19 protein-coding genes and 1 tRNA gene are annotated in these 22,146 nt (G+C 65.2%); 8 read left to right on the plus strand and 12 right to left on the minus strand.

The genetic code is table 11. The features are described 5' to 3' along the window. Positions 1-222 precede the first annotated feature (222 nt). A complete protein-coding gene (locus J2X98_RS11630; RefSeq protein WP_307308165.1) occupies positions 223-984 on the plus strand; it encodes an SDR family oxidoreductase in 762 nt (253 codons plus the stop codon). 23 nt (positions 985-1,007) lie between these two features. Here the strand turns inward: J2X98_RS11630 and J2X98_RS11635 are convergent, their stop codons facing one another. From J2X98_RS11635 to J2X98_RS11645, 3 genes are all read right to left on the minus strand, one after another. After that, positions 1,008-1,385 carry a sterol carrier family protein gene (locus J2X98_RS11635; RefSeq protein ID WP_141945923.1) on the minus strand — a complete coding sequence of 126 codons (378 nt, stop codon included), beginning with the start codon at positions 1,383-1,385 and terminating at the stop codon, positions 1,008-1,010. 37 nt (positions 1,386-1,422) lie between these two features. Next, positions 1,423-2,439, minus strand: a complete 1,017-nt coding sequence (locus tag J2X98_RS11640; RefSeq protein ID WP_307308169.1) for an asparaginase — start codon at positions 2,437-2,439, stop codon at positions 1,423-1,425. Between the two features lie 71 nt (positions 2,440-2,510). Continuing rightward, positions 2,511-4,106, minus strand: coding sequence for a molybdopterin-dependent oxidoreductase (locus J2X98_RS11645; RefSeq protein ID WP_307308172.1), 1,596 nt, complete (start codon positions 4,104-4,106; stop codon positions 2,511-2,513). Between the two features lie 98 nt (positions 4,107-4,204). On the opposite strand from J2X98_RS11645, the gene purD reads away from it, so the two are divergent. Together purD and J2X98_RS11655 are read left to right on the plus strand one after the other, a co-directional pair. Further along, positions 4,205-5,521, plus strand: coding sequence for a phosphoribosylamine--glycine ligase (gene purD, locus J2X98_RS11650; RefSeq protein WP_307308476.1), 1,317 nt, complete (start codon positions 4,205-4,207; stop codon positions 5,519-5,521). A gap of 1 nt (position 5,522) precedes the next feature. Next, positions 5,523-6,461 carry a phosphoribosylaminoimidazolesuccinocarboxamide synthase gene (locus tag J2X98_RS11655; protein ID WP_307308174.1) on the plus strand — a complete coding sequence of 313 codons (939 nt, stop codon included), beginning with the start codon at positions 5,523-5,525 and terminating at the stop codon, positions 6,459-6,461. 56 nt (positions 6,462-6,517) lie between these two features. On the opposite strand, the gene J2X98_RS11660 is transcribed toward J2X98_RS11655, so the two are convergent. Further along, positions 6,518-7,783: a helix-turn-helix domain-containing protein gene (locus J2X98_RS11660; RefSeq protein WP_307308177.1), complete on the minus strand. Its 1,266-nt coding sequence runs from the start codon at positions 7,781-7,783 to the stop codon at positions 6,518-6,520. A 128-nt stretch (positions 7,784-7,911) separates the two neighbouring features. Here J2X98_RS11660 and J2X98_RS11665 point away from each other — a divergent pair, with 128 nt between their 5' ends. Continuing rightward, positions 7,912-8,139, plus strand: a complete 228-nt coding sequence (locus tag J2X98_RS11665) for a hypothetical protein (protein ID WP_307308178.1) — start codon at positions 7,912-7,914, stop codon at positions 8,137-8,139. A 137-nt stretch (positions 8,140-8,276) separates the two neighbouring features. Here the strand turns inward: J2X98_RS11665 and J2X98_RS11670 are convergent. The 5 genes from J2X98_RS11670 to J2X98_RS11690 form a co-directional block, all read right to left on the minus strand. Continuing rightward, positions 8,277-8,353, minus strand: a tRNA-Pro gene (locus J2X98_RS11670). 93 nt (positions 8,354-8,446) lie between these two features. Beyond that, positions 8,447-10,273, minus strand: a complete 1,827-nt coding sequence (locus J2X98_RS11675) for an ABC transporter ATP-binding protein (RefSeq protein ID WP_307308181.1) — start codon at positions 10,271-10,273, stop codon at positions 8,447-8,449. Further along, positions 10,270-12,078 carry an ABC transporter ATP-binding protein gene (locus J2X98_RS11680; RefSeq protein WP_307308184.1) on the minus strand — a complete coding sequence of 603 codons (1,809 nt, stop codon included), beginning with the start codon at positions 12,076-12,078 and terminating at the stop codon, positions 10,270-10,272. Before J2X98_RS11680 ends, J2X98_RS11675 begins: the two co-directional genes overlap by 4 nt. 190 nt (positions 12,079-12,268) lie before the next feature. Beyond that, entirely contained in the window at positions 12,269-13,213 is a 945-nt protein-coding gene (locus J2X98_RS11685) for a metallophosphoesterase (RefSeq protein ID WP_307308187.1), read from the minus strand. Positions 13,214-13,219: 6 nt separating this feature from the next. Then, positions 13,220-15,574 carry a transglycosylase domain-containing protein gene (locus J2X98_RS11690; RefSeq protein WP_307308190.1) on the minus strand — a complete coding sequence of 785 codons (2,355 nt, stop codon included), beginning with the start codon at positions 15,572-15,574 and terminating at the stop codon, positions 13,220-13,222. Between the two features lie 37 nt (positions 15,575-15,611). Between J2X98_RS11690 and J2X98_RS11695 the strand changes: the two genes are divergently transcribed. Genes J2X98_RS11695 through J2X98_RS11705 form a run of 3 tightly spaced genes read left to right on the plus strand, consistent with a single transcriptional unit; the run spans position 15,612 to position 17,232 of the window. Next, a complete protein-coding gene (locus J2X98_RS11695) occupies positions 15,612-15,767 on the plus strand; it encodes a DUF4177 domain-containing protein (RefSeq protein ID WP_009359196.1) in 156 nt (51 codons plus the stop codon). A 1-nt stretch (position 15,768) separates the two neighbouring features. After that, the gene (locus J2X98_RS11700) at positions 15,769-16,305 is read left to right on the plus strand and encodes a RidA family protein (RefSeq protein WP_307308194.1); all 537 of its coding nucleotides are present in this window, start codon (positions 15,769-15,771) and stop codon (positions 16,303-16,305) included. 15 nt (positions 16,306-16,320) lie between these two features. Beyond that, positions 16,321-17,232: an NUDIX hydrolase gene (locus tag J2X98_RS11705; RefSeq protein WP_307308197.1), complete on the plus strand. Its 912-nt coding sequence runs from the start codon at positions 16,321-16,323 to the stop codon at positions 17,230-17,232. A gap of 76 nt (positions 17,233-17,308) precedes the next feature. Here J2X98_RS11705 and J2X98_RS11710 read toward each other — a convergent pair whose 3' ends face one another. Further along, entirely contained in the window at positions 17,309-17,986 is a 678-nt protein-coding gene (locus J2X98_RS11710) for a Crp/Fnr family transcriptional regulator (protein ID WP_013602309.1), read from the minus strand. A gap of 196 nt (positions 17,987-18,182) precedes the next feature. On the opposite strand from J2X98_RS11710, the gene J2X98_RS11715 reads away from it, so the two are divergent. Next, positions 18,183-19,367: a MarP family serine protease gene (locus J2X98_RS11715; protein ID WP_141945946.1), complete on the plus strand. Its 1,185-nt coding sequence runs from the start codon at positions 18,183-18,185 to the stop codon at positions 19,365-19,367. A gap of 11 nt (positions 19,368-19,378) precedes the next feature. Here J2X98_RS11715 and aroQ read toward each other — a convergent pair whose 3' ends face one another. Continuing rightward, positions 19,379-19,843, minus strand: coding sequence for a type II 3-dehydroquinate dehydratase (aroQ, locus tag J2X98_RS11720; RefSeq protein ID WP_141945948.1), 465 nt, complete (start codon positions 19,841-19,843; stop codon positions 19,379-19,381). 83 nt (positions 19,844-19,926) lie between these two features. Beyond that, positions 19,927-22,140, minus strand: coding sequence for an alpha-galactosidase (locus tag J2X98_RS11725; RefSeq protein WP_307308205.1), 2,214 nt, complete (start codon positions 22,138-22,140; stop codon positions 19,927-19,929). Positions 22,141-22,146 lie beyond the last annotated feature (6 nt).

Below are 22,146 nucleotides of genomic sequence, written 5' to 3' on the forward strand. Positions count from 1 at the left end.
ACTCAACCCACTCGGCAGTCTCTTCCGGATCACGATCAGGCAGCTGGTTAGTCAACCCGCTGAGGATATGGGAGGTATCTTCTCCTGCAGCCACGGCAGCCTCTTTTCATCTTTGAATGCGTAGGCAGTGTTTTCGTATGGTGAGAAAACACTTTTGCCATTCGAGATTAGGGAGGCTTGGACGTACGATGCAATTATGACTGGCCGAGCAAGGAGAACGCCATGAGTACCCCTGATCAGATCCGAAGAGTCGCCGTCGTCACCGGGGCCGGCTCCGGCATCGGCCGTGAGGTTGCCCGGCAGATGCTGGCCGACGGCTACTGCGTCGTGCTGGCCGGCCGCCGGGAGGCGCAGCTCAAGGAAACGGCTGACGGCCACGCGGACGCGTTCGTGGTGCCCTGCGATGTCACCCGGCCCGACGACGTCGAACGCCTCTTCCAGGCGGCGCTGCAGCAGTGGGGGCGTGTGGACGTGCTGTTCAACAACGCAGGCGTGTTCGGCCCCGCAGCCAGTGTTGACGAGATCAGCCTGGCGGACTGGAATGCCACCCTGGCCGTAAACCTCACCGGGTCCATGCTTTGCGCCGCAGAGGCCGTCCGGACCATGAAGGAGCAGGAGCCGCAAGGCGGCCGGATCATCAACAACGGCTCCATCTCGGCCCACTCGCCCCGGCCGCGGACAGTGGCATACACGGTCACCAAACACGCCATGACAGGGCTGACCAAGAGCATCGAACTGGACGGCCGCGAATACGGCATCACCTGCGGGCAGATTGATATCGGCAACACCGCCACGGACATCATGGACACCATCGGCGTGGGCTCGGGGGCGCTGCAGGCGGACGGCAGCCGGAAGGTGGAACCGATGTTCCCGGTGGCGGACGCGGCGCGGGCAGTGCTGATGATGGCGAACATGCCGGCAACGGCCAGCGTGGGCTCGGTGGTGGTCACCGCCGCCGGTATGCCGTTCATCGGCCGCGGGTAGGCACGCAAAGGGGAAGGCGCGGCCTACAGCGGGAGCAGGGCCGAGAGGTCGGCACGCAGCCCCGACGCCGCAACCTTGCCGGCCGCGACTGCGTCCGCCCAGTCAATCCTGCCGGTGACCATGGCGAGCCAGGTAGCGGCGTCGCACTCAATGACGTTGGGCGGGGTGCCGCGCGTGTGCCGCGGCCCCTCCACGCATTGGGTGACGCCAAACGGGGGCACGCGGACTTCCACCGAATTTCCCGGGGCACGCGCGGTCACCTCCTCAAGGGTGTACCGCACAGCCGTAGCCAGGACGGTGCGCGGCGGGGGCGCGTCCGACGGCGGTTGGGCAGCTTCCAGCCACGCCTTCAGCGCTGCTTTGCCTTCCTGGACGTCAATACGACGGCGGGCTACGGCCATGCGTTCAGTCTTTCCTTTTGTATCGGGGAGGTAAGGGTCAGTCCAGGAGCGCCGAAACCGCCGGGCCCAGCCGGATCTTGCCCACGGGGCGGCCGCCGCCGAGTACAGGTTCCACCACCTTTTCCAGGGCGTTGGCCACGCCAGGAATTTCGATGGCCCCCGCTGCAGCGAGAAGGGTCAAGGCAACGAGCGAGGTGGCACGGACGTTGCCGTCCAGGATCTTGACGGCAACGGAAACACCCTGCGGCGTGGCCATGGCCAGGACACCCTCGGCGCCTATCTTGGCGATGATCTCCAGCTCGTCCATCACCACGGTGTTGGCTTCGCCCTGGCCCTGGACGGCCCATGGGTAGTCAAGCATTGAGGTGGCGATAGTGGCGGCACGGGCACTGAAACTATGGTCACCCGGAGCCTTGGCCAGCTGCGAGTACGCCCTGGCCAGACCCTTCAGGGATACGGCTGCCACGGGCGCGCCGCAGCCATCAATCCCCAAGTGCGCGATCTTTTCGCCGGTGTATTCCTCGATAACGGTGCGCACCCGCTGCTGCAAGGGGTGGTTCGGCTCCAGGTAGCTGTGCGTGTCCCACCCGTTCTCCGTGCAGGCCCAAAGGAACGCGGCATGCTTGCCGGAACAGTTGTACGCCAGCCGCGACCTGCCCTTTTCCGAGCGGACCAGCCAGTTCCGTGCCGTTTCATCCTGCGGCCAGGCTTCAGGACACTGCAACTGGTCTTCACGCACTCCGGCCGCGTTGAGCATCCCGGCCACCACATCCATGTGGTCCAGGGAACCTGTATGGCTTCCGCAGGCGATGGCCACCTGCGCGCCGCGCAGCGGGACTCCTGACTGCATGGACGCCAGCGCCTGGAACGGTTTCAGCGTGGACCGGGCGTAGATGGGAGTATTGATGTCGCCCAGCTCTGTCACGACCGACCCATCGGCGGACATGAGGACTGCGGAACCAATGTGGCGCGACTCCACAAAGCCGCTGCGTTCGATCACGGCCAGTTCGACGGCGGAGTCCACGGTGAAGGTTGCATGCGGATTATGCGGCATACCGCCAGTCTATGGGCCACCCCGATACGGCACGGGCATCCTCTGCACACGACCACCTACTGCACGGTGACCTACTGCACGGTGACCATCACGGACTGCCAGCCGGAGGCGCCGTCTGGCACGGGATCCGCGCGCTTGTCCGTCTGGACTTCGCCGGTGCCGTCAGTGGCGCGCACTTTGATGTAGTGCGGGCCGGGCGTGGCGTCCCATTCGTAGGACCACTGGCGCCACGTGACCGTGGAGGCTTCGGTGGAAAGGGTGGTTTCCACCCAGTCGCCGTTGTCGATCTGGATCTCCACTTTGGCGATTCCCCGGGTCTGCGCCCAGGCGGTGCCGCCCACCGCCACTTTCCCTGCCGGAACTTTGGCAAAGGACTTGGGCACCTCCACGCGCGCCATGGTCTTGATCGGACCGCGCTCGGACCAGCCGCGGTTGGTCCAGTACGCCTTGTTGTCGGCGAAGCGGGTGACCTCCAGGTCCACCACCCACTTGGTGGCAGAGACGAACCCGTAAAGCCCTGGGACCACCATCCGCACCGGGTAGCCGTGCTCCAGCGGAAGCGGCTCACCGTTCATGCCGATGGCCAGCATGGCGTCGCGGCCGTCCTGCAGGACCTCGAGGGGAGTGGAGGCGCTGAACCCGTCGATGGATGTGGAAAGCACCATGTCCGCACCGTCTTTAGGCCTGGCGCGGGCCAGCACTTCGCGGATGGGCAGGCCCAGCCACTTGGCGTTTCCTGCCAGGTTGCCGCCCACCGGGTTGGACACGCAGGTAAGCGTCACGTGTGATTCGATCAGTTGGGCGTCCAGCAGGTCCTTGAACCTGAGGGTTACCTCCTGCTCCACCAGTCCGTGGACCCGCAGCTCCCAATCGTCAACGTTGATTTCGGGCACGCTCAGGGCCGTGTCGATCCGGTAGAAATCGTTATTGGGCGTCAGCCACGGCGTAACCCCCGGCACAGGGGACTGGACGCCTGCCGGCACCGCGGCTGCGGCCTTGGCCGGCGCCGGCAGCGAGAGCGCTTCGCGCGCCTTGGCGACGTTGTTTCGGGCGGCCCCGAGCAGCCGGCCGCCCGTTGCGGCGACGCCGGCGGCCACGGCAGTAATCCCGGCGGCAGTGAAGAAACCGCGGCGGCTGGTGCCGGCGCCCTGCCGCCGCGCGTCGTCGTCGGCTGCCTGGTCAGCCGGCGCTTCCGGCCAGGGCTTGGGCTCTTTCAACCGCCACACGGACGCCATAAGCACGCGCAGGACCACCAACCCGGCGATGGTCCCCAGCACGGACGGGATCGCGTCCACTGCGCTGACACCGGCGCGGGTTACCACGCAGGCAACGATCACGGCCCCCATGAATAGGACCCCCAGAACGCCCAGCGCCCACTTCCGATAGGCAACCACGCCAAGGACGCAGGCAAGTATCGCAATGGTCAGCCCCATCCCCACGAACAGCGCAGCCTTGTCGTTAGTGCCGAATGTAGCGACCGCAAAGTCCTTCAGCTTGGGCGGCGTGAAGTCGATGAACGTTGATCCCAGGGCGAAAAGCGGGGTTGCCCTGGCGGTGAAGAACGCGCCGATCAGCTCCGCAACGGCAAGCACGACGGCGGCCGCCACCACGCCTGCCAGCGCGGCCATGGCGGTGGGGCCGGTAATCCTGTTCCGAAGCTTTGTCATGTATATGGTTCGGAGCGGGAGGCGACCCGGATTGACCGGCGGGCAGGGAAGGACACAGCTTAGGAGCGGGAAGGGTGCACAAAGTACCCTTGGAGACTGTGAAGGTACTCGTCATTGGCCCCGGAGGCCGCGAACACGCCATTGTCCGCTCCCTGCTTGCCGACCCGAACGTGTCCGAGGTCCACGCGGCGCCGGGCAATGCCGGCATCAGTAAACTGGTCCCCACTTACAACATCAACGGCAACGATCCTGAGGCTGTAGCGGAGCTGGCAACACGGCTCGGCGTTGACCTTGTGGTGGTGGGCCCCGAGGCTCCGCTGGCAGCAGGCGTGTCAGATGCTGTCCGTGAAGCCGGAATTCCCGTCTTCGGTCCCAGCAAGGCCGCCGCCCAGCTGGAGGCCTCGAAAGCGTTCGCGAAAGAGGTCATGGCGGAGGCCGGCGTTCCCACAGCGATGGCCATGGTGGCCACCAACGCAGAGGAAGCAGCGTCGGCCCTGGATACATTCGGCGCGCCCTACGTGGTGAAGGACGATGGCCTGGCCGCCGGCAAGGGCGTGGTGGTCACCAAGAACCGCGACGAAGCCCTGGCCCACGCCCAGTCCTGTTTCGACGCCGGCGGATCCGTGGTCATCGAGGAGTTCCTGGACGGACCGGAAGTTTCCCTGTTTGTCCTGTGCGACGGCCAAAACACTGTGGCACTCTCGCCTGCCCAGGATTTCAAGCGCATCTTCGACAACGATGAAGGGCCCAACACCGGTGGCATGGGCGCCTACACCCCGCTTGAGTGGGCCCCCGAAGGCCTGGTGCAGGAAGTCCTTGACCGGGTGGCCCAACCCACCGTCAACGAGATGGCACGCCGCGGAACCCCCTTTGTCGGCGTGCTGTTCGTCGGGCTGGCGCTGACCTCTCGCGGCACCCGCGTCATCGAATTCAACGTCCGCTTCGGCGACCCCGAAACGCAGGCCGTTTTGGCCCGGCTCAAGACCCCCCTCGGTGCCCTGCTGATGGCTGCTGCCAAGGGCGAACTGGATAAGGCAGAAGAGCTGCGTTGGGCCAAGGAGTCCGCCGTCGCCGTCGTTGTGGCCGCGGAGAACTACCCGGGCACGCCCCGCACCGGTGACCGGATCCGCGGGCTCAAGAAGGTGGAAGCCCTCGACGGCGTGCACGTCATCCACGCCGGGACCGCCCTGGACGGGAACGGCAAAGTGGTTTCCGCCGGCGGCCGCGTCCTGGCCGTTGTTGCCTTGGGCAGCGACCTGGTGGAGGCGCGCGAAAAGGCGTACGACGGCGTTGAGCTGGTCCAGCTGGAAGGCTCGCAATTCCGCAGCGACATCGCCCGCAAGGCCGCACGTGGCGAAATCAAGGTTCCGTATGGCGCCACCGGCTCACTGCCCATCGTGAAAGCAAAGGCCTGACATGAGTGAAACTTCCCAGAACCGCGGCTACGCCACCCAAACCCTTGACCTGGCCGGTTGGACGCACGTCTACTCCGGCAAGGTCCGCGACCTTTACGAGCCCGCTGACGCGTCAATCGTGCAGCGCCTGGGGCAGGACTGCGTCCTGGTGGTGGCCAGTGACCGTATCAGTGCCTACGACCACGTCCTGTCCAGCGAGATCCCGGACAAAGGACGCATCCTTACCCAGTTGAGCCTCTGGTGGTTCGACCAGCTGGGCGTGGAACACCACGTGCTCGGTTCCACGGCGGAGGACGGCGTGCCTGCCGAGGTTGTGGGCCGGGCCATGATCTGCAAGAAGCTGGACATGTTCCCGGTGGAGTGCATCGCCCGCGGCTACCTGACGGGATCCGGGCTGCAGGAATACAAAGCTTCCGGCACCGTCTGCAACATCCCGCTGCCCGAAGGCCTGGTGGACGGTTCACGGCTGGAGCACGCCATCTTCACGCCGTCCGCCAAGGCGCTGATCGGCGAGCATGACGAGAACATCACCTACGACGCCGTCGTGGCGTTGGTGGGTGACGACATCGCGGCCCGCCTGAGCGAGCTGACGTTGAAGATCTACACGACGGCGGAGAAGATCGCCCGGGAGCGCGGCATCATCCTTGCGGACACCAAAGTGGAATTCGGCTACGACGCCGTCTCCGGGTCCATCACGCTGGGGGACGAGGTGCTGACCCCTGATTCCTCGCGTTTCTGGGATGCTGCCACCTACAAGCCGGGGCAGGCCCAGCCGTCCTATGACAAGCAGTACGTGCGGGACTGGCTGACCTCGCCGGAGTCCGGTTGGGACAAGTCCTCTGACGCCCCGCCGCCGGCACTGCCCGCAGAAGTAGTGGAGCGCACGCGGAGCCGGTATGTCGAAGCGTACGAAAAGATCACGGGAAAGACGTTTTCGTAACCACGCTTCAAAAAGCCAGGTAAGCCCCCCATCTGCGGGCTTACCTGGCTTTTTGGTCAGCTGGCCTTGGCAGCAGCCGCGGCCCGCTTCTGCGCCAGCTTGATCTCAAGGATCGCGTCGAGCGCCTGCTGGACCCGGTCCTGTGCGCCGGCGGTGGCGAAGGCCTTTTGGGCTTCTTCGAGGTGCACCAGTGCTTCATCCGTGTCGCCTGTGGCCTTGAGTGACTTGCCCAGCAGGAGCGAGACCTCACCCGCCGTGTGCTTGCCCAGCGCGTCACGCTCTGTGTGGATCTCCCGCAACTTTTCGACGGCTGCGACAATATCCCCGGTCAAATACAGCCAGCGGGCGCGGATGAAGGCCACTTCCAGTTCGTCGCTCTTGGTTCCGCCAACGATGGAGAAGGCCAGTTCTGCCCGTTCGATGGCTGCCAGCGTTTCCGGCTCGACGATGCCCGATGAAAGCCGGACAGCGGCCGACGCCTTGTTGAAGCGCGCCCACAACTCAATGTCATTGGCAGGGGAGAGCAGGCGGGCTGCCCGCTCGTGATGCGTGACGCCCTCCGTGTAGTCGTGCCGCATGAAAGCCACGTTGCCGATGACCCAAGCGACTTCGCCGGCGAGCTGGGACATGGAATGCTCGTCCACCTGATCGAGCAGGGCCTGGCAGTACTTCCACGCCTCATCCAGCCGTCCGCTTTCAGCCAGGGCGCCGATCAGGATGCGGTGTGCGCCGATGAGGACGGTTGAACCCCGGGGGAGGCCGGCGGACAGCCTGACGGCTTCCAGCGCATGCTCAACAGCAACAGACAGCTGGCCCTGGCCGTGGCAAACTGCGGCAAGCATTTGGCGGGCGCGGACGCCAAGACCAACAGACTCTGTTGCCATGGGGTGCTCAATGAGGCGTTCAATGATCTTCCGGCATTCCTGAAGGTCACCCTGTTTCATGAGGCACTCGGCCTGCATGTAGGTCATGTTCCACCAGGCGCTGGTGTTCTTGCCGTCCAGCGCAATTTGTGCCGCGTTTGCAGCGTGGCTGGCAGCCAGCGGGTAGTCACGCAGGTCCCACGCCTGACGGGCGTAGAGCCCGGCCAGGACGTATTCGGCGTCGCTAACTGAAATTGGCTGGCTCCAAGCCTCCAGTGCCTTGGGTGCCAACTCCAGCCTGCGTGCGAGTTCTTCAATAACTTCAGCCGTCGGTTCGCGGCGGCCGGTCTCTAGAAGCGAAATGTAGCTGGGTGAATACAGGTCCTTGCCCAGTTCGGCCTGTGTCAGTCCACGCTCAAGGCGCTCCGCCCGGAGCTTTTCTCCGAATCCGTTGCCCACGCGTTTCCTCCTTCTGGACACTGGGGCCGCCGAATGCTTGACAGGCCCTGTGGAAAATATTTTACAATGTGTGTCAACAAGGACAGTGCTGGCTTTGTAACGAATCCGACTCGTATTGAGGAACTTATATGTTGAAGAAGATCGCAACCGCGGCCGCCCTGGCTGGGGCCCTGGCTTTTTCTGCGGCAGCTCCGGCTGTCCTGGCTTCAGGTTCCGTCGCCGATAATTCGGGTACGTCGGTAGCTATTGGCAACTGGCCTGACCCCGCTTCCGCGAAGGTCAAGAAGGACAAGAAGACCACTACCACCGACACAACCATCATCACCTACATCGGCAACTGGCCCGATCCTGCATAAACAGCTTCCTCACATCGGGAGGCGAGGGTAGGCCCCGGAGCAACAGCTCCGGGGCTTTTCCCTTTAAGGCCACAGGAAGACGCCTCACTGGGGGACGAAAAAGAGGGCCTCCCCAAGGAGACCCTCTTTTTCCATTATGGTCGGGATGACAGGATTTGAACCTGCGACCTCTTCGTCCCGAACGAAGCGCGCTACCAAGCTGCGCTACATCCCGATCCGCTGCAAAAGCAACTTTACAAGGATAGCCGATTCCGGGTCCCGATGCGAAATCGTCGTCCAGAGAACCGGCACGCCGCCGGCCGCTGGTTCACACCAGCGAATCCTTCCATGCACCGTGCAGGTCCGCGAACCGTCCGCCGCCGCCGATCAACTCTTCCGGGGTGCCATCCTCCACGATCTGGCCGTCATGCACTACGAGGACGCGGTCCGCCGTTTCCACCGTTGAGAGGCGGTGGGCAATGATCAGCGCTGTCCGCCGTGCAGCTTCCGTTCCCGCCAGCAGCCGGGCCAGGCCGGCCTGCACCAGTCGTTCCGAGGGGATATCCAGGGAGGATGTGGCCTCGTCCAGGATCAGGACCGCCGGTCGCGCCAGGAAAGCCCTGGCGAAGCTGATCAGCTGCCGCTGACCGGAGGAAACCCTGCCGCCACGCTTGTTGACGTCGGTGTCGTAGCCCTCCGGAAGTTCCAGGATAAAATCGTGCGCCCCCACCGCCTTGGCGGCCTCCTCAATCTCCGCGCGGGAGGCGTCCGGGCGGCCCAGGGCGATGTTGTCCGCCACAGAACCGCTGAAGAGGAACGCCTCCTGCGTGACCATGACGATGTTCCGGCGGAGGTCGCTGGTGGCGAGATCGCGGAGGTCAACGCCGTCCAGGGTGAGCGTGCCGGAAGTCACGTCATAGAACCGGGCGATCAGTTTGGCCAGCGTTGATTTGCCGGCGCCGGTCTGCCCCACCAGCGCCACGGTCTGGCCGGCCGGGATGTGCAGGTTCAGGCGGGGCACCACCAGGGGTCCGTCGCCGTAGCGGAATTCCACGCCGTTGAAGTCGATGCGGCCCGTGGCGGTGGGCAGGGCGACAGGGTTCTTCGGCGGCCGGACGGTGGGTACTTCTTCCAGGAGGCCCGAGACCTTTTCCAGGGCTGCCTGCGCGCTTTGGAAGGAGTTGTAGAACATGGCCATCTGGTCCACGGGCTGGAAGAACCGCTTGGTGGAAAGGATGAGGGCGAGAAGGACGCCGATGGCAAGGTCACCGCCCAGCACCCGAAAGCCGCCGAAGAGCAGCACCAGGGCAACGCAGACGTTGCCGATCAGCACCAGGCCGGGCTGGAAGATCCCGTTGAGGTTGATGGAGCGGACCGTGACCAGCCGGTAGTCCTCGGCGAGCTTCCCGTACCGCTCCGAGTTTTCCTTCTCCTTCCGGAAGGCCTTGACCGCGCGGATGCCGGTCATGGTCTCCACGAAGTGCACGATCAGCCGGGCAGAGACCACCCGGGACTCGCGGAAGGCGATCTGTGAGCGCTTCTGGTACCAGCGGGAGAGGAAGAACATGGGGACGCCCGCCGCCAGGACCAGCAGGCCGCTCCGCCAGTCCAGGGCAAAAATAGTGACGGCTGTGAAGGCCATGAACAGGATTCCCGAGGCGAGCGAGCTCACCCCGGAATCGAGGAGTTCGCGGAGCGCCTCCAGGTCAGAGGTTTGCCGCGCGATGATGCGGCCTGAAGTGTACTTTTCGTGGAACTCCAGGCTGAGCCGCTGCGTGTGCCGGAAGACGCGCACCCGCAGGTCCAGCAGCATCGCCTGGCTGAGACGGGCGGTGGAAGTGACGTACAGGGCGGTGAGTCCCGCCGTCGCGATGGCTGCCAGAAGGTAGGCGGCACCTGTGAGCACCAGCGGGAAGTTGTCCCCCGACCGGAGGGCCGGCAAGGCGTGGTCGATGCCGAACGCAATCAGGGCGGGCCCGGCTACCCTTGTGGCCTGGGAGAGGACCACCATGGCGATGGTCAGCCAGAACCGTACCCGCACCGGGCGGATCAGCGAGCCCAGCAGGGCAAGCGACCGCCGTCGTACTGCCCTGCTGTCACTCCTGCTGAGGTGGGCGTTGTCTTCGTTGGCGGTGCCAAACGTCGCGGTGCTCATCGGGTCACTTCCTCAGCATGGTCCTCAAGCGCCGACAGTTCGGAGTCCAGGTCCCGGGGCTCCCGCTCCAGGCTGGCGATGACGTAGCGGTAGTGCTGGTTGTGCGCCAGCAGCTCCGTGTGCGTTCCGACGGCGGTGATGCGGCCGTCCTCCAGTAGTGCCACGCGATCGGCAAGGGCCACCGTGGACGGCCGGTGCGCGACGATCAGCGTGGTGGTGTCCTTCAGGACCTCGCGGAGGCGGGCTTCCACCAGCTCCTCGGTGTGGGCGTCCAGGGCGGACAGGGGATCGTCCAGGACCAGGACGCGTGGGCGGGCAGCGATGGCACGGGCCAGGGCAATGCGCTGCCGCTGGCCGCCGGACAGGCTCAGGCCTTCCTCGCCTATCAGCGTGTCCACGCCCTCCGGGAGGGAGTACGCGAAGTGCGCCTGCGCCACATCGAGGGCCTCGTCCAGGACCTCCTCCGTTGGGGCCGGAGCACCCAGCAGGACGTTGTCCCGCACGGAATTGGAGAAGAGCGTGGTGTCTTCGAACGCTACGGCCACGATGCTGCGCAGCTCCTCGACGTCGAAGTCCCGGATGTCCACACCGTCAATGGTGATGGCGCCCGTGGTGACGTCATACAGGCGCGGCACCAGCTGGATCAGCGCACTCTTTCCGCTGCCGGTGATGCCCACCAAGGCCATGGTTTCGCCGGGAAGGATGTCCAGGCTGATGTCCTTGAGGATGGGCTTGTCGGGCGCGTCCTCGAAGGCGAACGTTGCTTTGTCGAAGCGGAGTGCGCCTGAGAGTTGTGCGGGCCGGCGGGGTTCGGCGGGGCTGGTGATGGTGTTCAGGGTATCCATCACTTCGTAATGGCGGTCGACGGCGGTCTTCGCCGTAAGTGCCATGGCCAGCAGCATGCCGGAGAATTCCACGGGGGAGGCAATGACTGCCGCGGTGGCGAAGAACGCCACCAAGGCACCGATGCTCAGTTGCCCGCCGGCGCAGAGCATGACGCCCACCACCAGCGCCGTCCCCAGCGCAAGCTCGGGAAGCAGGGTGACCACCATGGTGAACGTTGCCTGGTGGCGCGCCTTGGCGATCTCAATCTGGCGCAGCTCCTCGGCCTGCTCATTGAAGTTCTCCAGGGCCTCCCGGCTGCGTCCAAAAGCCTTCAGCACGCGGATGCCGTGGACGGATTCCTCCACGGTGGTGGCAAGGTCGCCGGCCTGGTCCTGGCTGCGCCGGGCAACCTTGCTGAAGCGGGTGCGGAACCGGAAGCTGTTGATGGTTATGGGAACGGCGGCAGCGAGGAAGATCAGCGCCAGCTGCCAGCTCATGGCGAACATGGCCACGATCCCAATGATCACGGTAAGCGTGGTGACCACCAGCATGATGGCGCCGAAGGCCATCCATCGGCGCAGGAAGTTCAAATCTGTCATGGCCCGGGACAGCAACTGGCCGGACCCCCACCGGTCGTGGAAGGAGACAGTCAGTTCCTGCAGATGGCCGTAAAGGGAGACGCGCATGCGGGTCTCCACGGTGGTTGCGGGGTTAATGACGAATTGCCGGCGCAGAGCCACCAGTCCTGCCTCTGCGATGCCCAGCACCAGGACGACGCCTGTGGATGTCCAGAGAGCCTGGGGTGAGCCGCCCGGCTGGAGCGCCGTGTTGACCAGGATGCGCAGCACCTGGGGGATAGTGAGGGCCACAACGCTTGCCAGGAGTGCGCACAGAAGCCCCATCAGGAGCCTGGGGATGATGGGCCGGACGTGCGGATAAAGACGGCTGATGGATTGAAAGAATCGAGTCTGCTTGGCCATGCCCGCTTCTCAAGCTCTAAAACGAATGTAGTTTTCCTCTGGCAGCCAGCCTATGCCATGGAGGGGGAGCACTCCCATGGATTACCGGGTCCACGCACGTCCCGCGCAGTTTTGCATCCGTAATGCCGGATGTTTATCAGATATGGTCCCAAAACCTCATTTTGGGGACCATATCTGATGGAGCGAGAGGTCAGTTGGCAGAGGTAAGGGTCAGCAGGACAGCCTCGGGTCTGCAGGCGATCCTGACCGGCGCGAAGCGTGAGGTGCCGATCCCGCCCGAGACGTTGACCGGCGTCGTGTTGCCGTTGCTTGACCAGTCGTTCAGGCCCTTTGCACGCCAGGTGGGAAGGTCGCAGTTGGCGACGACGGCCCCGTAGCCCGGGATGCATAGCTGTCCACCATGGGTGTGGCCGGCCAGCAGGAGGTCTGCACCGCTCTCGGTGAAGTGGTCCAGCACCCGCTGGTAGGGCGCGTGGATGACAGCGACCTTGAGGTGGTCGTTGGCGTCCTGGCCCACCGTTCCGCGGGGCCAGCCGGCGTACCGTTCACGGTTCAGGTGCGGATCGTCCACCCCGGAGAAATCGAAACGCATGCCGTTCAGGACCAGCGACTGGTGGCGGTTGGTCAGGTCCACCCACCCGCTCATGCCGAAGCCCGAACGCAGCCGCGCCCAGTCCAGGACAACCGGCTTCGGCTTCGCCTTAGACGGCCCAAACAGGTACGACGCAGGGTTTTTGGGAGTGGGCGCGAAGTAGTCGTTTGAGCCAGGAACGAAAACACCGGGGAACTCCAGCAGGGGCTGCAGTGCGTCCAGGAGGGGGTCCACAGCCTTGATGTGGCTGAGGTTGTCACCTGTGTTCACCACGAGGTCCGGGCGGAGGTCTGCCAGCGATCGCAGCCAGTCGGCTTTCTTCCGCTGTCCCGGCACAAAGTGGATATCACTCAGGTGAAGGATCCGGAACGGGCCGCGGCCGGGCGGGAGGATGGGCAGGGTCTCTTCGCGGAGGACGAACTGGTTCTTCTCCCACAGGCCATACCCCAAGGCGGCCAGTCCCGCAGCGGCTCCGGCGCCTGCAGTAACGGCAAAGCCGCGCCCGATCGATCGGGCGCGGCTTGCCAGGCTATCGATGCTCATGCGTGCTTAGCCTTTTCCCTTGGCATTGTTGCCGGTCCCGTTGGTGACCGGAGCCGGCGCCTGGGTGGCGGGAGCCTGGGTGGGCTGCGGTGCCGGGGCGGGGGCCTGGGTGGCCTGCGGTGCCGGTACAGGGGCCTGGGTGGTGGTCTGGGTAGTTCCATTGACCATGTTGCTCGGCGGTGCAGGGAACGGATTGGTGCCGTAGGCGGGAGCGATCGCAGACATGAAGTTGGAGAACATGGGACCGGCGATCATGTAGCCGTCAATGCCCTGGTAGAACTTGCCGTTGATCGTGACGTTCTGACCTGCCCGTGTCTGTCCCCCCAGTGGGTCGCCGAACCAAGCCGCGGTGGCCAGGCCGGTGGTGTGGCCAACCACCCAGGTGGAGCCGTTGAGGTTGGACGTACCGGTCTTGGCGCCAATGGGGAAGCTGGTCTTAGTGGAGATCCGGGGCCTGATCAGCGAACCTGAACCCTTGTTCAACACTTCCTGCAGCGCGTAGTTCACACCGCGGGCAACCTCCGGCTTGATGGCGTCACGGCAGTTGCTGGACTGCGCCGGGAGCTGTTTGCCGGTGCCATCGACTACCGAGGTGATGGCAATGGGTTCGCAGTACTTTCCGTCATTCGCGAAGGTTGCAAATGCGCTGGCCATGGTGAGCGGCGACGTCTGGGTGGACCCCAACAGGTTGCCCAGCGTCATCATGTCCACCTTGGGGTTGGGATCCGCAACGTTGCCTGCGTTATCGAGGACGATGTTGCCATTCCCATCCGTCTGGGGGAGGCCGCTATGGAGTCCTACGGCATCGGCAATCTTCTGGATTCCACAGAAGTCCAGTTGGGCCGCGGAGGCGAACGTCACGGTGTTGATGGAGTTGTAGAGGCCCTCCAGGACCGTCAGCGGGCGGTACCACTGGGGCTCAGCGTTCTGGAGGTCATCCGCCGCGCCCAAGGACTTCTGCGCCGTGTTGTAAGCACCGTTGACCTTGCCGCAGGTGTCCCGCCAGGGGTAGCCAATCGGATAGACACGCTGGGCGGCGTTGACCACGGTATTCATGGTCTTGCCTTCATTGAGCCACTCTGCAAAGGTGAACGGCTTCATTGTGGAACCCGGCTGGAAGCCGCCCACGCCGTTAAGGTCGTTGCCGTCCTTGTCCAGCTTGTCCACGTTGAAGTTCAACTGGGAATCGAAGCCCTGGCCCGGCAGGAACGTAGTGTTCTGGGCCATCGCAATGATTTTGCCGGTGCCGGGCTGGACCGACACCATCGAGGAACCCCACTTATCCGGATTTGCCCCGGTGGCGGCAGCTACCTGCTCCTGGGCGGTGGCCTGGGCTTTGGGATCCAAAGTGGTGGTGATAGTGAGGCCGCCGCCGTAAATGACGTGCTGCCGTTGCGATTTGTCCGCACCATAGGCCGGGTTGTTTTCCAGCAAGTGGAGAATGTAGTCGCAGAAGTAGGGTGCCGTGGCGGCATAGGCACAGCCCTGCTTGGGCTGGGTCACCTTCGGTTGCACCGGTGTGGCCACAGCGGCCTGGTATTCCTCGGCGGTGATCTTGCCCTGGTCCTTCATCAGACCCAGCACCAAGTCGCGGCGCTGCTTGGACTTCTCGGGATTGGTGATGGGGTCAAATGCGGAGGGACTGTTGACCAGGCCGGCCAGGAGCGCTGCCTGCGGGAGCGTCAGGTCCTTGGCGGTGGTGCTGAAGAAGTAGCGTGAGGCGGCCTCGATGCCGTACGCGTCACGGTTGAAGAAGACGATGTTCAGGTAGCCCTCAAGGATCTGGTCCTTGCTGAACTCCTTCTCAAGGGCGATGGCGAGTTTCATTTCGCGCAGCTTGTCGCCCACGCCCTTGTTGACACCGTTGAGCTTAATCTGGTCCTCTTCACCGGCGGCCGCGAGGTTGGCGTTGAGGACGTTGTTGACGTACTGCTGCGTAATGGTGGAAGCGCCCTGCTTGTTGCCGCGCACCGTACTTACCAGGGCGCGCAGGATGCCCGTGGTATCAACACCGCCGTGCTCGTAGAACCGGCTGTCCTCCACGGCGATGATGGCGTTCTTCATGTTCGGTGAAATCTGGTCCAGCGGAACCTTGGTGCGGTTCTCTGTGTAGACGCTGGCGATCTCGCTGCCGTCCGCGGCCAGGATCCGCGTGGTCTGGCTGGGCGGATCGACCTTCAGTTCCGCTGGAAGGGAATCGAAGAAGCTGATTGAACCGCTCGCCGCGCTGCCGGAGACGGCCGCGGCGGGGACCAGCAGGCCCGCTACGAGGACACCGCAAATCGCGCTCACACCAAGGAAGAGAAGGATCTTACCCAGTGTGGTGGCAGTGTCGAATAAGGGGTTGTTGCGAGTCGCCATGTTTTCCACTTTACCGGCAAGGGCTACGCTTTCTCTCATGACCAAATGGGAGTACGCGACGATTCCGCTCATTATCCACGCCACAAAGCAGATCCTTGACCAGTGGGGGGAGGACGGCTGGGAGCTCGTCCAGGTAGTCCCGGGACCCGACGGCAACGGCCTTGTCGCCTACCTCAAGAGGGAGAAGCAGTAGCATGGGCACCACACCCGCAGAAGCCCAGTCCAGTGCCGCAACGGCGCCGGCATCCGCCGTCGAGCAGCGCCTCGCCGAACTTGGCATCACCCTCCCGGAGGTAGCCGCACCGGTGGCTTCCTACGTTCCCGCAGTGGTCTCCGGAAGCCACGTCTACACCTCGGGACAGCTGCCGTTCATCAACGGCAAACTCGAAGCTACGGGCAAGGTCTCCGCCGGCACCGAAGGGTTCGCGGACGAACCCACCGTTTCACCGGAGGATGCCCAAAAGTACGCCGCCGTCTGCGCCGTCAACGCCCTGGCCGCCGTCAAGAGCGTCATCGGAGACCTCGACCGGATCACCCGCATCGTCAAAGTTGTGGGCTTCGTTTCCTCGGACCCGTCGTTCACGGGCCAGCCCGCCGTCGTCAACGGTGCGTCGGAGCTGCTCGGCCGCGTCCTCGGTGACGCCGGGCAGCACGCACGTTCCGCCGTCGGCGTTGCCGTTCTTCCGCTCGACTCTCCCGTAGAGGTCGAGCTCATCGCCGAATTCAGCTAAGACCGGACACTTCCCTTGCCTCACCTCGCACGACGCCTTTTTGCACTTCCCCAGGACCTTGAAGGGGCAGCGCAAAGCTGGCTCGAACACGGCGAGCGGACCCCCCGGGCCGCCCGCTACGCCTCATCAGTAGTCCTTCTGCGTGATTCACCCACCGGCCTGGAGACGTGGCTGGGCTACCGGCCCGGCTCCTCGCCGCTGGGGGTCCTCGCCTTCCCCGGCGGCTCCCTTGACCCGGCCGACGACGAGCCCATGGGTTGGCTTGGCCCATCGCCCCAGCATTGGGCTGAACAGATGGGAACTGACGACGTCGCGCTGGCCCGCCGCCACGTGGTGGGCGCCATCCGGGAGCTGTTCGAAGAAACCGGTGTGCTGCTGGCCGGTCCCGACATGTCCAACACGGTCGAAGCCACGTCCACGTCCGAGTGGATGCGGGCACGGGTGGCGGTCGCGGACCAGGAGAAGACGCTCGCCCAGGTCCTGGGCAAGCGCGGACTCTCCCTGCGCACCGACCTGCTTAAATCCCTGGTCAACTGGCGCAGCCCTGACTTTGCACACCGGCGGTTCGACACCCGCTACTTCGCTGCCACCCTGCCGCCGGGCCAGGAGCCGTCGCTGTTGGAAGGCAAAGGTGTGTGGGGCCGCTGGGTGAACGCGGCGCAGGTGGTCCATGAACGGGACACCACCGCCCTCGGCGACGAGGCGGCCCAGGAGAACACCGTGGGCCGCACGCTGGGAGAGCTGCTGGTTCCCGGGTCCGAGATCATGCTCGAGAAAATGGCCGCGGCCAACGGATGCATCGCGTACCTGAGCTACAAACGCAAGCCCCACGTTTACCAGGCGACACTGGTTAACGAGGACGGGAAGCTCATGCTCGAAGTCGAGGCTGCCAAAACCGTAGCCGGAGACCACCAGCGCGAACGCTAGGAGCCAGGTAGGTTCGGACAACGAAAAAGGCCGCCCCTCGGGGCGGCCTTTTTCGCTGCGTTCTATATGCTGCGTTCTAGCGGGAGCGCTGGCGTAGGCGCTGCATGTCCAGGATGACCACGGCGCGGGCTTCCAGGCGCAGCCAGCCGCGCTGGACGAACTCGGCCAGGGCTTTGTTGACCGTTTCACGGGACGCGCCAACCAGCTGGGCCAGTTCTTCCTGCGTGAGCTCGTGTGCCACCAGGACGCCGTCGGTTGCGGGCCGGCCGAAGCGGTCCGCAAGATCCAGCAGGGCCTTGGCCACGCGGCCGGGGACGTCAGAGAAGACGAGGTCGGAGAGGGAATCGTTGGTGCGGCGCAGGCGGCGGGCCAGGGCCTGCAGCAGCTGGGCCGAGACCTCCGGACGCGTGCGCAGCAGGGTGTTCAGGCTCTCGTTCTTGAGCCCGGCCAGGCGGGTCTCGGACACCGCGGTGGCGGTGGCGGTGCGCGGGCTGGGATCGAAGAGTGCCATTTCGCCAAAGAGTTCGCCCGGGCCGAGGATGGCCAGGAGGGACTCGCGGCCGTCAGGGGAGGTGCGGCCGAGCTTCACCTTGCCGGAGACGATGAAGTACAGCTGGTCACCCTGGTCGCCTTCACGGAAAACGGATGCGCCGCGGGACAGGTCCACCTCGGTCAGTTCGTCCGTCAACAGCCGGAATGCGTCGTCGTCAAGCGTGGCGAAAAGTGGTGCTCGGCGCAGTACCTCGATGTCCATGAAATCTCCTGAGTAAAAGTATCGGCTGTGGGCGCTTTTGCCATTGTTTCAGAATTTTCAAGGTTCTGTGACGAACTTGGCACGCGAAACACCCGCCGGCAGCTGACCGCAGGTGCGCCGGACCCCGCTGCAGCCCACAGAAGATTGTCAGCGGCCACCACTAGAATGGAGGTTCAACTGTAAATAAGGAGCCTTTGTGGTCGGCCTGACTGTCCTGGACATTGTCCTGATCCTGGCGCTGCTGTCATACCTGATCTACGGCCTCCGCAATGGGTTCCTGGTCACTGTCGGCGGCCTCGCGGGCTTTGCCGCCGGCGCCATCGCCGCCTTCTTTGCCGTCCCCCTTGTCAGCACATTCGTTGAGGACTCGGGGTGGAGGCTGACGGCGATCATCGCTGCCGCCGTCGTGCTGATGGCGCTGGGACATGGCCTGGGCACCATGGCGGGGCGGCAGCTCCGCGGGGTGGTCCGGATGCGGCCGCTGCGGGCAGTGGACCGGCTGGTGGGCGGGGCGCTGAACCTGGTGGTGTCCGCACTGGTCATGTCCATGCTGGCATTCAGCGTCAGCTCACTCGGCGTGCCCGTGGTGTCACAGCAGCTGGCCGAGTCCAAGGTGATCCGCTTCATCGACGGGCTGACCCCCACGCCGGTCAAGGCCACCATGGCGCAGCTGCGGTCCACGGTGATCGGCAACGGCATCCCTACCCTGATCGAAGGGCTGGACCAGGGCCAGGCCGTCCAGGTCCCCAATACCAGCACCAACACTCCCGCGCTCAACAAGGCCGCCCAGTCCGTCCTGAGGATTGCGGGCACGGCGTACGAGTGCGGCCAGAACCAGACCGGCAGCGGCTTCGTGGTGTCCGCAGACCGCGTGGTGACCAACGCGCATGTGGTTGCGGGAGTTTCGCAGCCCGTGGTGGAAATGCCCGACGGCGGAGCGATGCCGGGGCGGGTGGTCTACTTCGACACCAAGCGGGACCTGGCCGTCCTGGCCGTGGACAACCTGCCCACCCAGCCGCTGCCGCTGAGCCGCGACCTGCCCGGCGGAAGCCAGGCAGCGTTCGCAGGCTACCCCCACGGCGGTCCCTTCCAGTCCAAACCTGCCACGGTCCAGGACATCGCCACCGTCCTGGTGCCTGACATTTACGGCAACAACCCCTCGCCCGAGGACATCTACCGCCTGGCCGGCGACGTACAGCCCGGGAATTCCGGCGGCCCGCTGCTCACCACCGACGGCCAGGTGGCCGGCGTGGTCTTCGCCAAGGCGACGTCGGACGCTGAAGTGGGATTCGCCATCACCATGAATGACGTGGAACCCGTCGCAGAGCAGGCCCCGTCACTGTCCTCGCCCGTTTCCTCCGGGCAGTGCATCAAGAAGTAGAACCCGCGTGGTTACAGGACCTCTGCCAGGTAGTCGATGGCGAGCTTGTAACCGAAGATTCCGGCGCCCACGATGACTGCGGAGCAAACCGGTGACAGGTACGAGTGGTGCCGGAACTCCTCCCGCTGGTGCACGTTGGTGATGTGAACCTCGACGGCGGGAAGCTGGACGGCGGCCAAAGCGTCGCGCAGAGCCACGGACGTGTGCGTGAAGGCCCCGGCGTTCAGGACGATCCCCTCTGCCGTGCCCCGTGCCGCGTGGATGGCATCAAGGAGGACACCCTCGTGGTTGGACTGGACGCAGTCCACGGCAAAGCCATGCTTTTCGGCAGCAGACGCCGCCAGCTGCTCCACGTCGGCAAGGGTGGAGGTGCCGTATTTCTCCGGCTCCCGGGTACCCAGCAGGTTCAGGTTGGGGCCATTGATGACCAGGATGGTGCGGCGGCCGGTTTCAACGGTGGAGGAGGCTTCAGTCATGCCAGCAAATCTATCGGTTGCCCCCTGCCTGCCGCGCATTCTTACGCCGGGAATGCACGGCGCGCAGGGCGGCGCGGCTGATCCTAGGCGGCCGTAACCTTCAGCAGCAGCGCGTGCTCGGGATTCAGGATGGGCATGGGCAGCCCCACTTCGGCAAGGAACTTGCCGCTTGCCACCGCGCCGTCGGCCAGCCAGGCAGGCGGCTGGACCTGGGTGAAGGTGTGCGGGTAGTCGGCGTCCTCCGCCGTCGGGAAGACGGCCTCCACCCGGTAGGTGGCTGCCGGGTCGAGCCCCGGCAGGCCGATCCGGCCGGGGACTTCCGCTGCCGAGGTGCGGGTGCTGACCAGGGCGAACAGTGCCGCCGTCGTGCCTTCCGCGGTCGTCCCCTCCGCAACGACGCCGTGCAACAGCAATGCTTCGTCGGCGACGTCGGCGTTGACGCGGCGGCCGCTGTGGATCAGGTCCCGGTGCTCCTTGTACAGCCCCACGACGCGGCGGAGCTCCTCGCGGTCCTTGCCCTGGACGCCCCGGATGTCCCATTCCATGCCGAAATGCCCGAACAGCGCCGTGATGGCACGGAAGGACAGATCGTGGGTGCGGGCGGTGGTGTGCGACGTGGTGGGGCCGATGTGGCTGCCCACCAGTTCCGGCGGAACCACCGCGCCGGTCCAGCGCTGGATGGTCTGCCGCTCCAGCGCGTCGTTGCAGTCGGATGCCCAGATCCGGTCCGTCCGCTCCAGGATGCCCAGGTCCACCCGGGCGCCGCCGGAGGAGCAGCTTTCAATTTCGACGCCGGGATGGGCCTTCCTGAGCTCATCGAACAGCCGGTAGGCGGCCAGGGTCTGCGCGTGGACTGAGGGGCGGCCGGCGTGGCCGTGTTCGGTCAGGTCGCGGTTCTGGTCCCACTTCAGGTAGCTGATATTGTTCCCGGCCAGGAGGGCATCGATCCGGTCAAAGACGTACTGCCACGCCTCGGGGTTGACCAGGTCGATGACGTGCTGGTTGCGCCATTCCAGGGGCAGCCGGCCGCCGTCCTTGTGCGGGGCAGCGGAGGGGCCCACTATCCAGTCCGGGTGTGCCCGGGCGACGTCCGAGTCCAGGTTGACCATTTCCGGCTCAACCCACAGCCCGAACTCCATGCCGCGGGATGTGACAGCCTCGATCAGCGGGGTGAGGCCTTCCGGCCAGACGGTCTCGTCGACGTACCAGTCACCCAGGCCGGCGTGGTCGTCACGGCGGCCACGGAACCAGCCGTCGTCGAGGACAAACCGTTCCACGCCAAGGTCGGCCGCGGATTCGGCCAGCTCGATCAGGGTGTCCAGGTTGTGGTCGAAGTACACCGCTTCCCAGGTGTTCAGCACTACCGGGCGTGGTTTGCCTGCGGGCAGCCCGGTGGACGCTGCGGGCAGCCCGGTGGACGCTGCGGGCAGGACGTGGTGGGCGCGGGAGCGGAACCAGCTGTAGAAAGCTTCGGTGATTCCGTCCAAACCGTGGTCCGAGTAGGCAGCAAACAGGGCGGGGGTGGTGTAGCTGCCGCCCGGCTCCAGGATGACCTCGGCAGGACCCAACAGCTCGGAGCCGCCGATCGTGGTCCGGCCGTCTCCGATGGTGTCCGCGAACTGTTCGTGGTTGCCACTCCAGGCCAGATGGGTGGCCCAGACCTTGCCGTGGCGGTTGCCGAAACCGCGGGTGCCCGCGGCGAAGAGCAGGGAAGAGTCGTGCCCGGTGCGGCCGTGCCGGCCGGTCCTGACCCAGGTTCCCTGCTGGATGCTGTGCCGCTGCGGGTGGCGTTCCCTGCACCACCGGCCGGTCAGGTCGAGGAGTTCGACGGCGTCCGGCGCCACGGGCAGGACGGTCGCCAGTTCATCGACCTGGAAAGGGGTGCTGCCCTCATTGGTGAGGGTGTGGCGCAGTTCCAGCAGGCCGCCGTCGTGGAGCGTCAGGTGGGACGAGACGCTCAGCCCGGCGTCGGCGTCGGCCTGCACAATGGTGGCGCCGGCACCTTCGGCGTTCACGGACGTGACGCGGAGGCGGGGCGAGAAATCGAAACCGGCGCCGCCACCCGTGATCCGATGCCCACGCAGGGCCGGGCGGCCGCGCCAGGACGAAGAGGCTTGGGGGAGGAGGCCGGCGGGGACGCGCGCGTCGATGGAGGAATGCCCGACTGGTCCGCCGAGGACGCCAAGGTCCGGCAGCGCGGCACCGAGGTCCGCGCCCCAGTGGATGACCTCGGCCTCGCCGCTGTCGAAGCTGACCAGCAGGCTGGTGCCGGCGGAACGGAGGTGCAGGGGATCCATAGGAGG

Origin of the sequence: Pseudarthrobacter enclensis (assembly GCF_030811655.1) — a bacterium.
GTDB lineage: Bacteria > Actinomycetota > Actinomycetes > Actinomycetales > Micrococcaceae > Arthrobacter > Arthrobacter enclensis_A.

Coding starts and splice junctions, on each gene's coding strand:
- J2X98_RS11630 (WP_307308165.1), top strand. CDS start 223: ATGAGTACCCCTGATCAGATCCGAAGAGTCGCCGTCGTCACCGGGGCC.
- J2X98_RS11635 (WP_141945923.1), bottom strand. CDS start 1,385: ATGGCCGTAGCCCGCCGTCGTATTGACGTCCAGGAAGGCAAAGCAGCG.
- J2X98_RS11640 (WP_307308169.1), bottom strand. CDS start 2,439: ATGCCGCATAATCCGCATGCAACCTTCACCGTGGACTCCGCCGTCGAA.
- J2X98_RS11645 (WP_307308172.1), bottom strand. CDS start 4,106: ATGACAAAGCTTCGGAACAGGATTACCGGCCCCACCGCCATGGCCGCG.
- J2X98_RS11655 (WP_307308174.1), top strand. CDS start 5,523: ATGAGTGAAACTTCCCAGAACCGCGGCTACGCCACCCAAACCCTTGAC.
- J2X98_RS11665 (WP_307308178.1), top strand. CDS start 7,912: ATGTTGAAGAAGATCGCAACCGCGGCCGCCCTGGCTGGGGCCCTGGCT.
- J2X98_RS11675 (WP_307308181.1), bottom strand. CDS start 10,273: ATGAGCACCGCGACGTTTGGCACCGCCAACGAAGACAACGCCCACCTC.
- J2X98_RS11680 (WP_307308184.1), bottom strand. CDS start 12,078: ATGGCCAAGCAGACTCGATTCTTTCAATCCATCAGCCGTCTTTATCCG.
- J2X98_RS11685 (WP_307308187.1), bottom strand. CDS start 13,213: ATGAGCATCGATAGCCTGGCAAGCCGCGCCCGATCGATCGGGCGCGGC.
- J2X98_RS11690 (WP_307308190.1), bottom strand. CDS start 15,574: ATGGCGACTCGCAACAACCCCTTATTCGACACTGCCACCACACTGGGT.
- J2X98_RS11695 (WP_009359196.1), top strand. CDS start 15,612: ATGACCAAATGGGAGTACGCGACGATTCCGCTCATTATCCACGCCACA.
- J2X98_RS11700 (WP_307308194.1), top strand. CDS start 15,769: ATGGGCACCACACCCGCAGAAGCCCAGTCCAGTGCCGCAACGGCGCCG.
- J2X98_RS11710 (WP_013602309.1), bottom strand. CDS start 17,986: ATGGACATCGAGGTACTGCGCCGAGCACCACTTTTCGCCACGCTTGAC.
- aroQ (WP_141945948.1), bottom strand. CDS start 19,843: ATGACTGAAGCCTCCTCCACCGTTGAAACCGGCCGCCGCACCATCCTG.
- J2X98_RS11725 (WP_307308205.1), bottom strand. CDS start 22,140: ATGGATCCCCTGCACCTCCGTTCCGCCGGCACCAGCCTGCTGGTCAGC.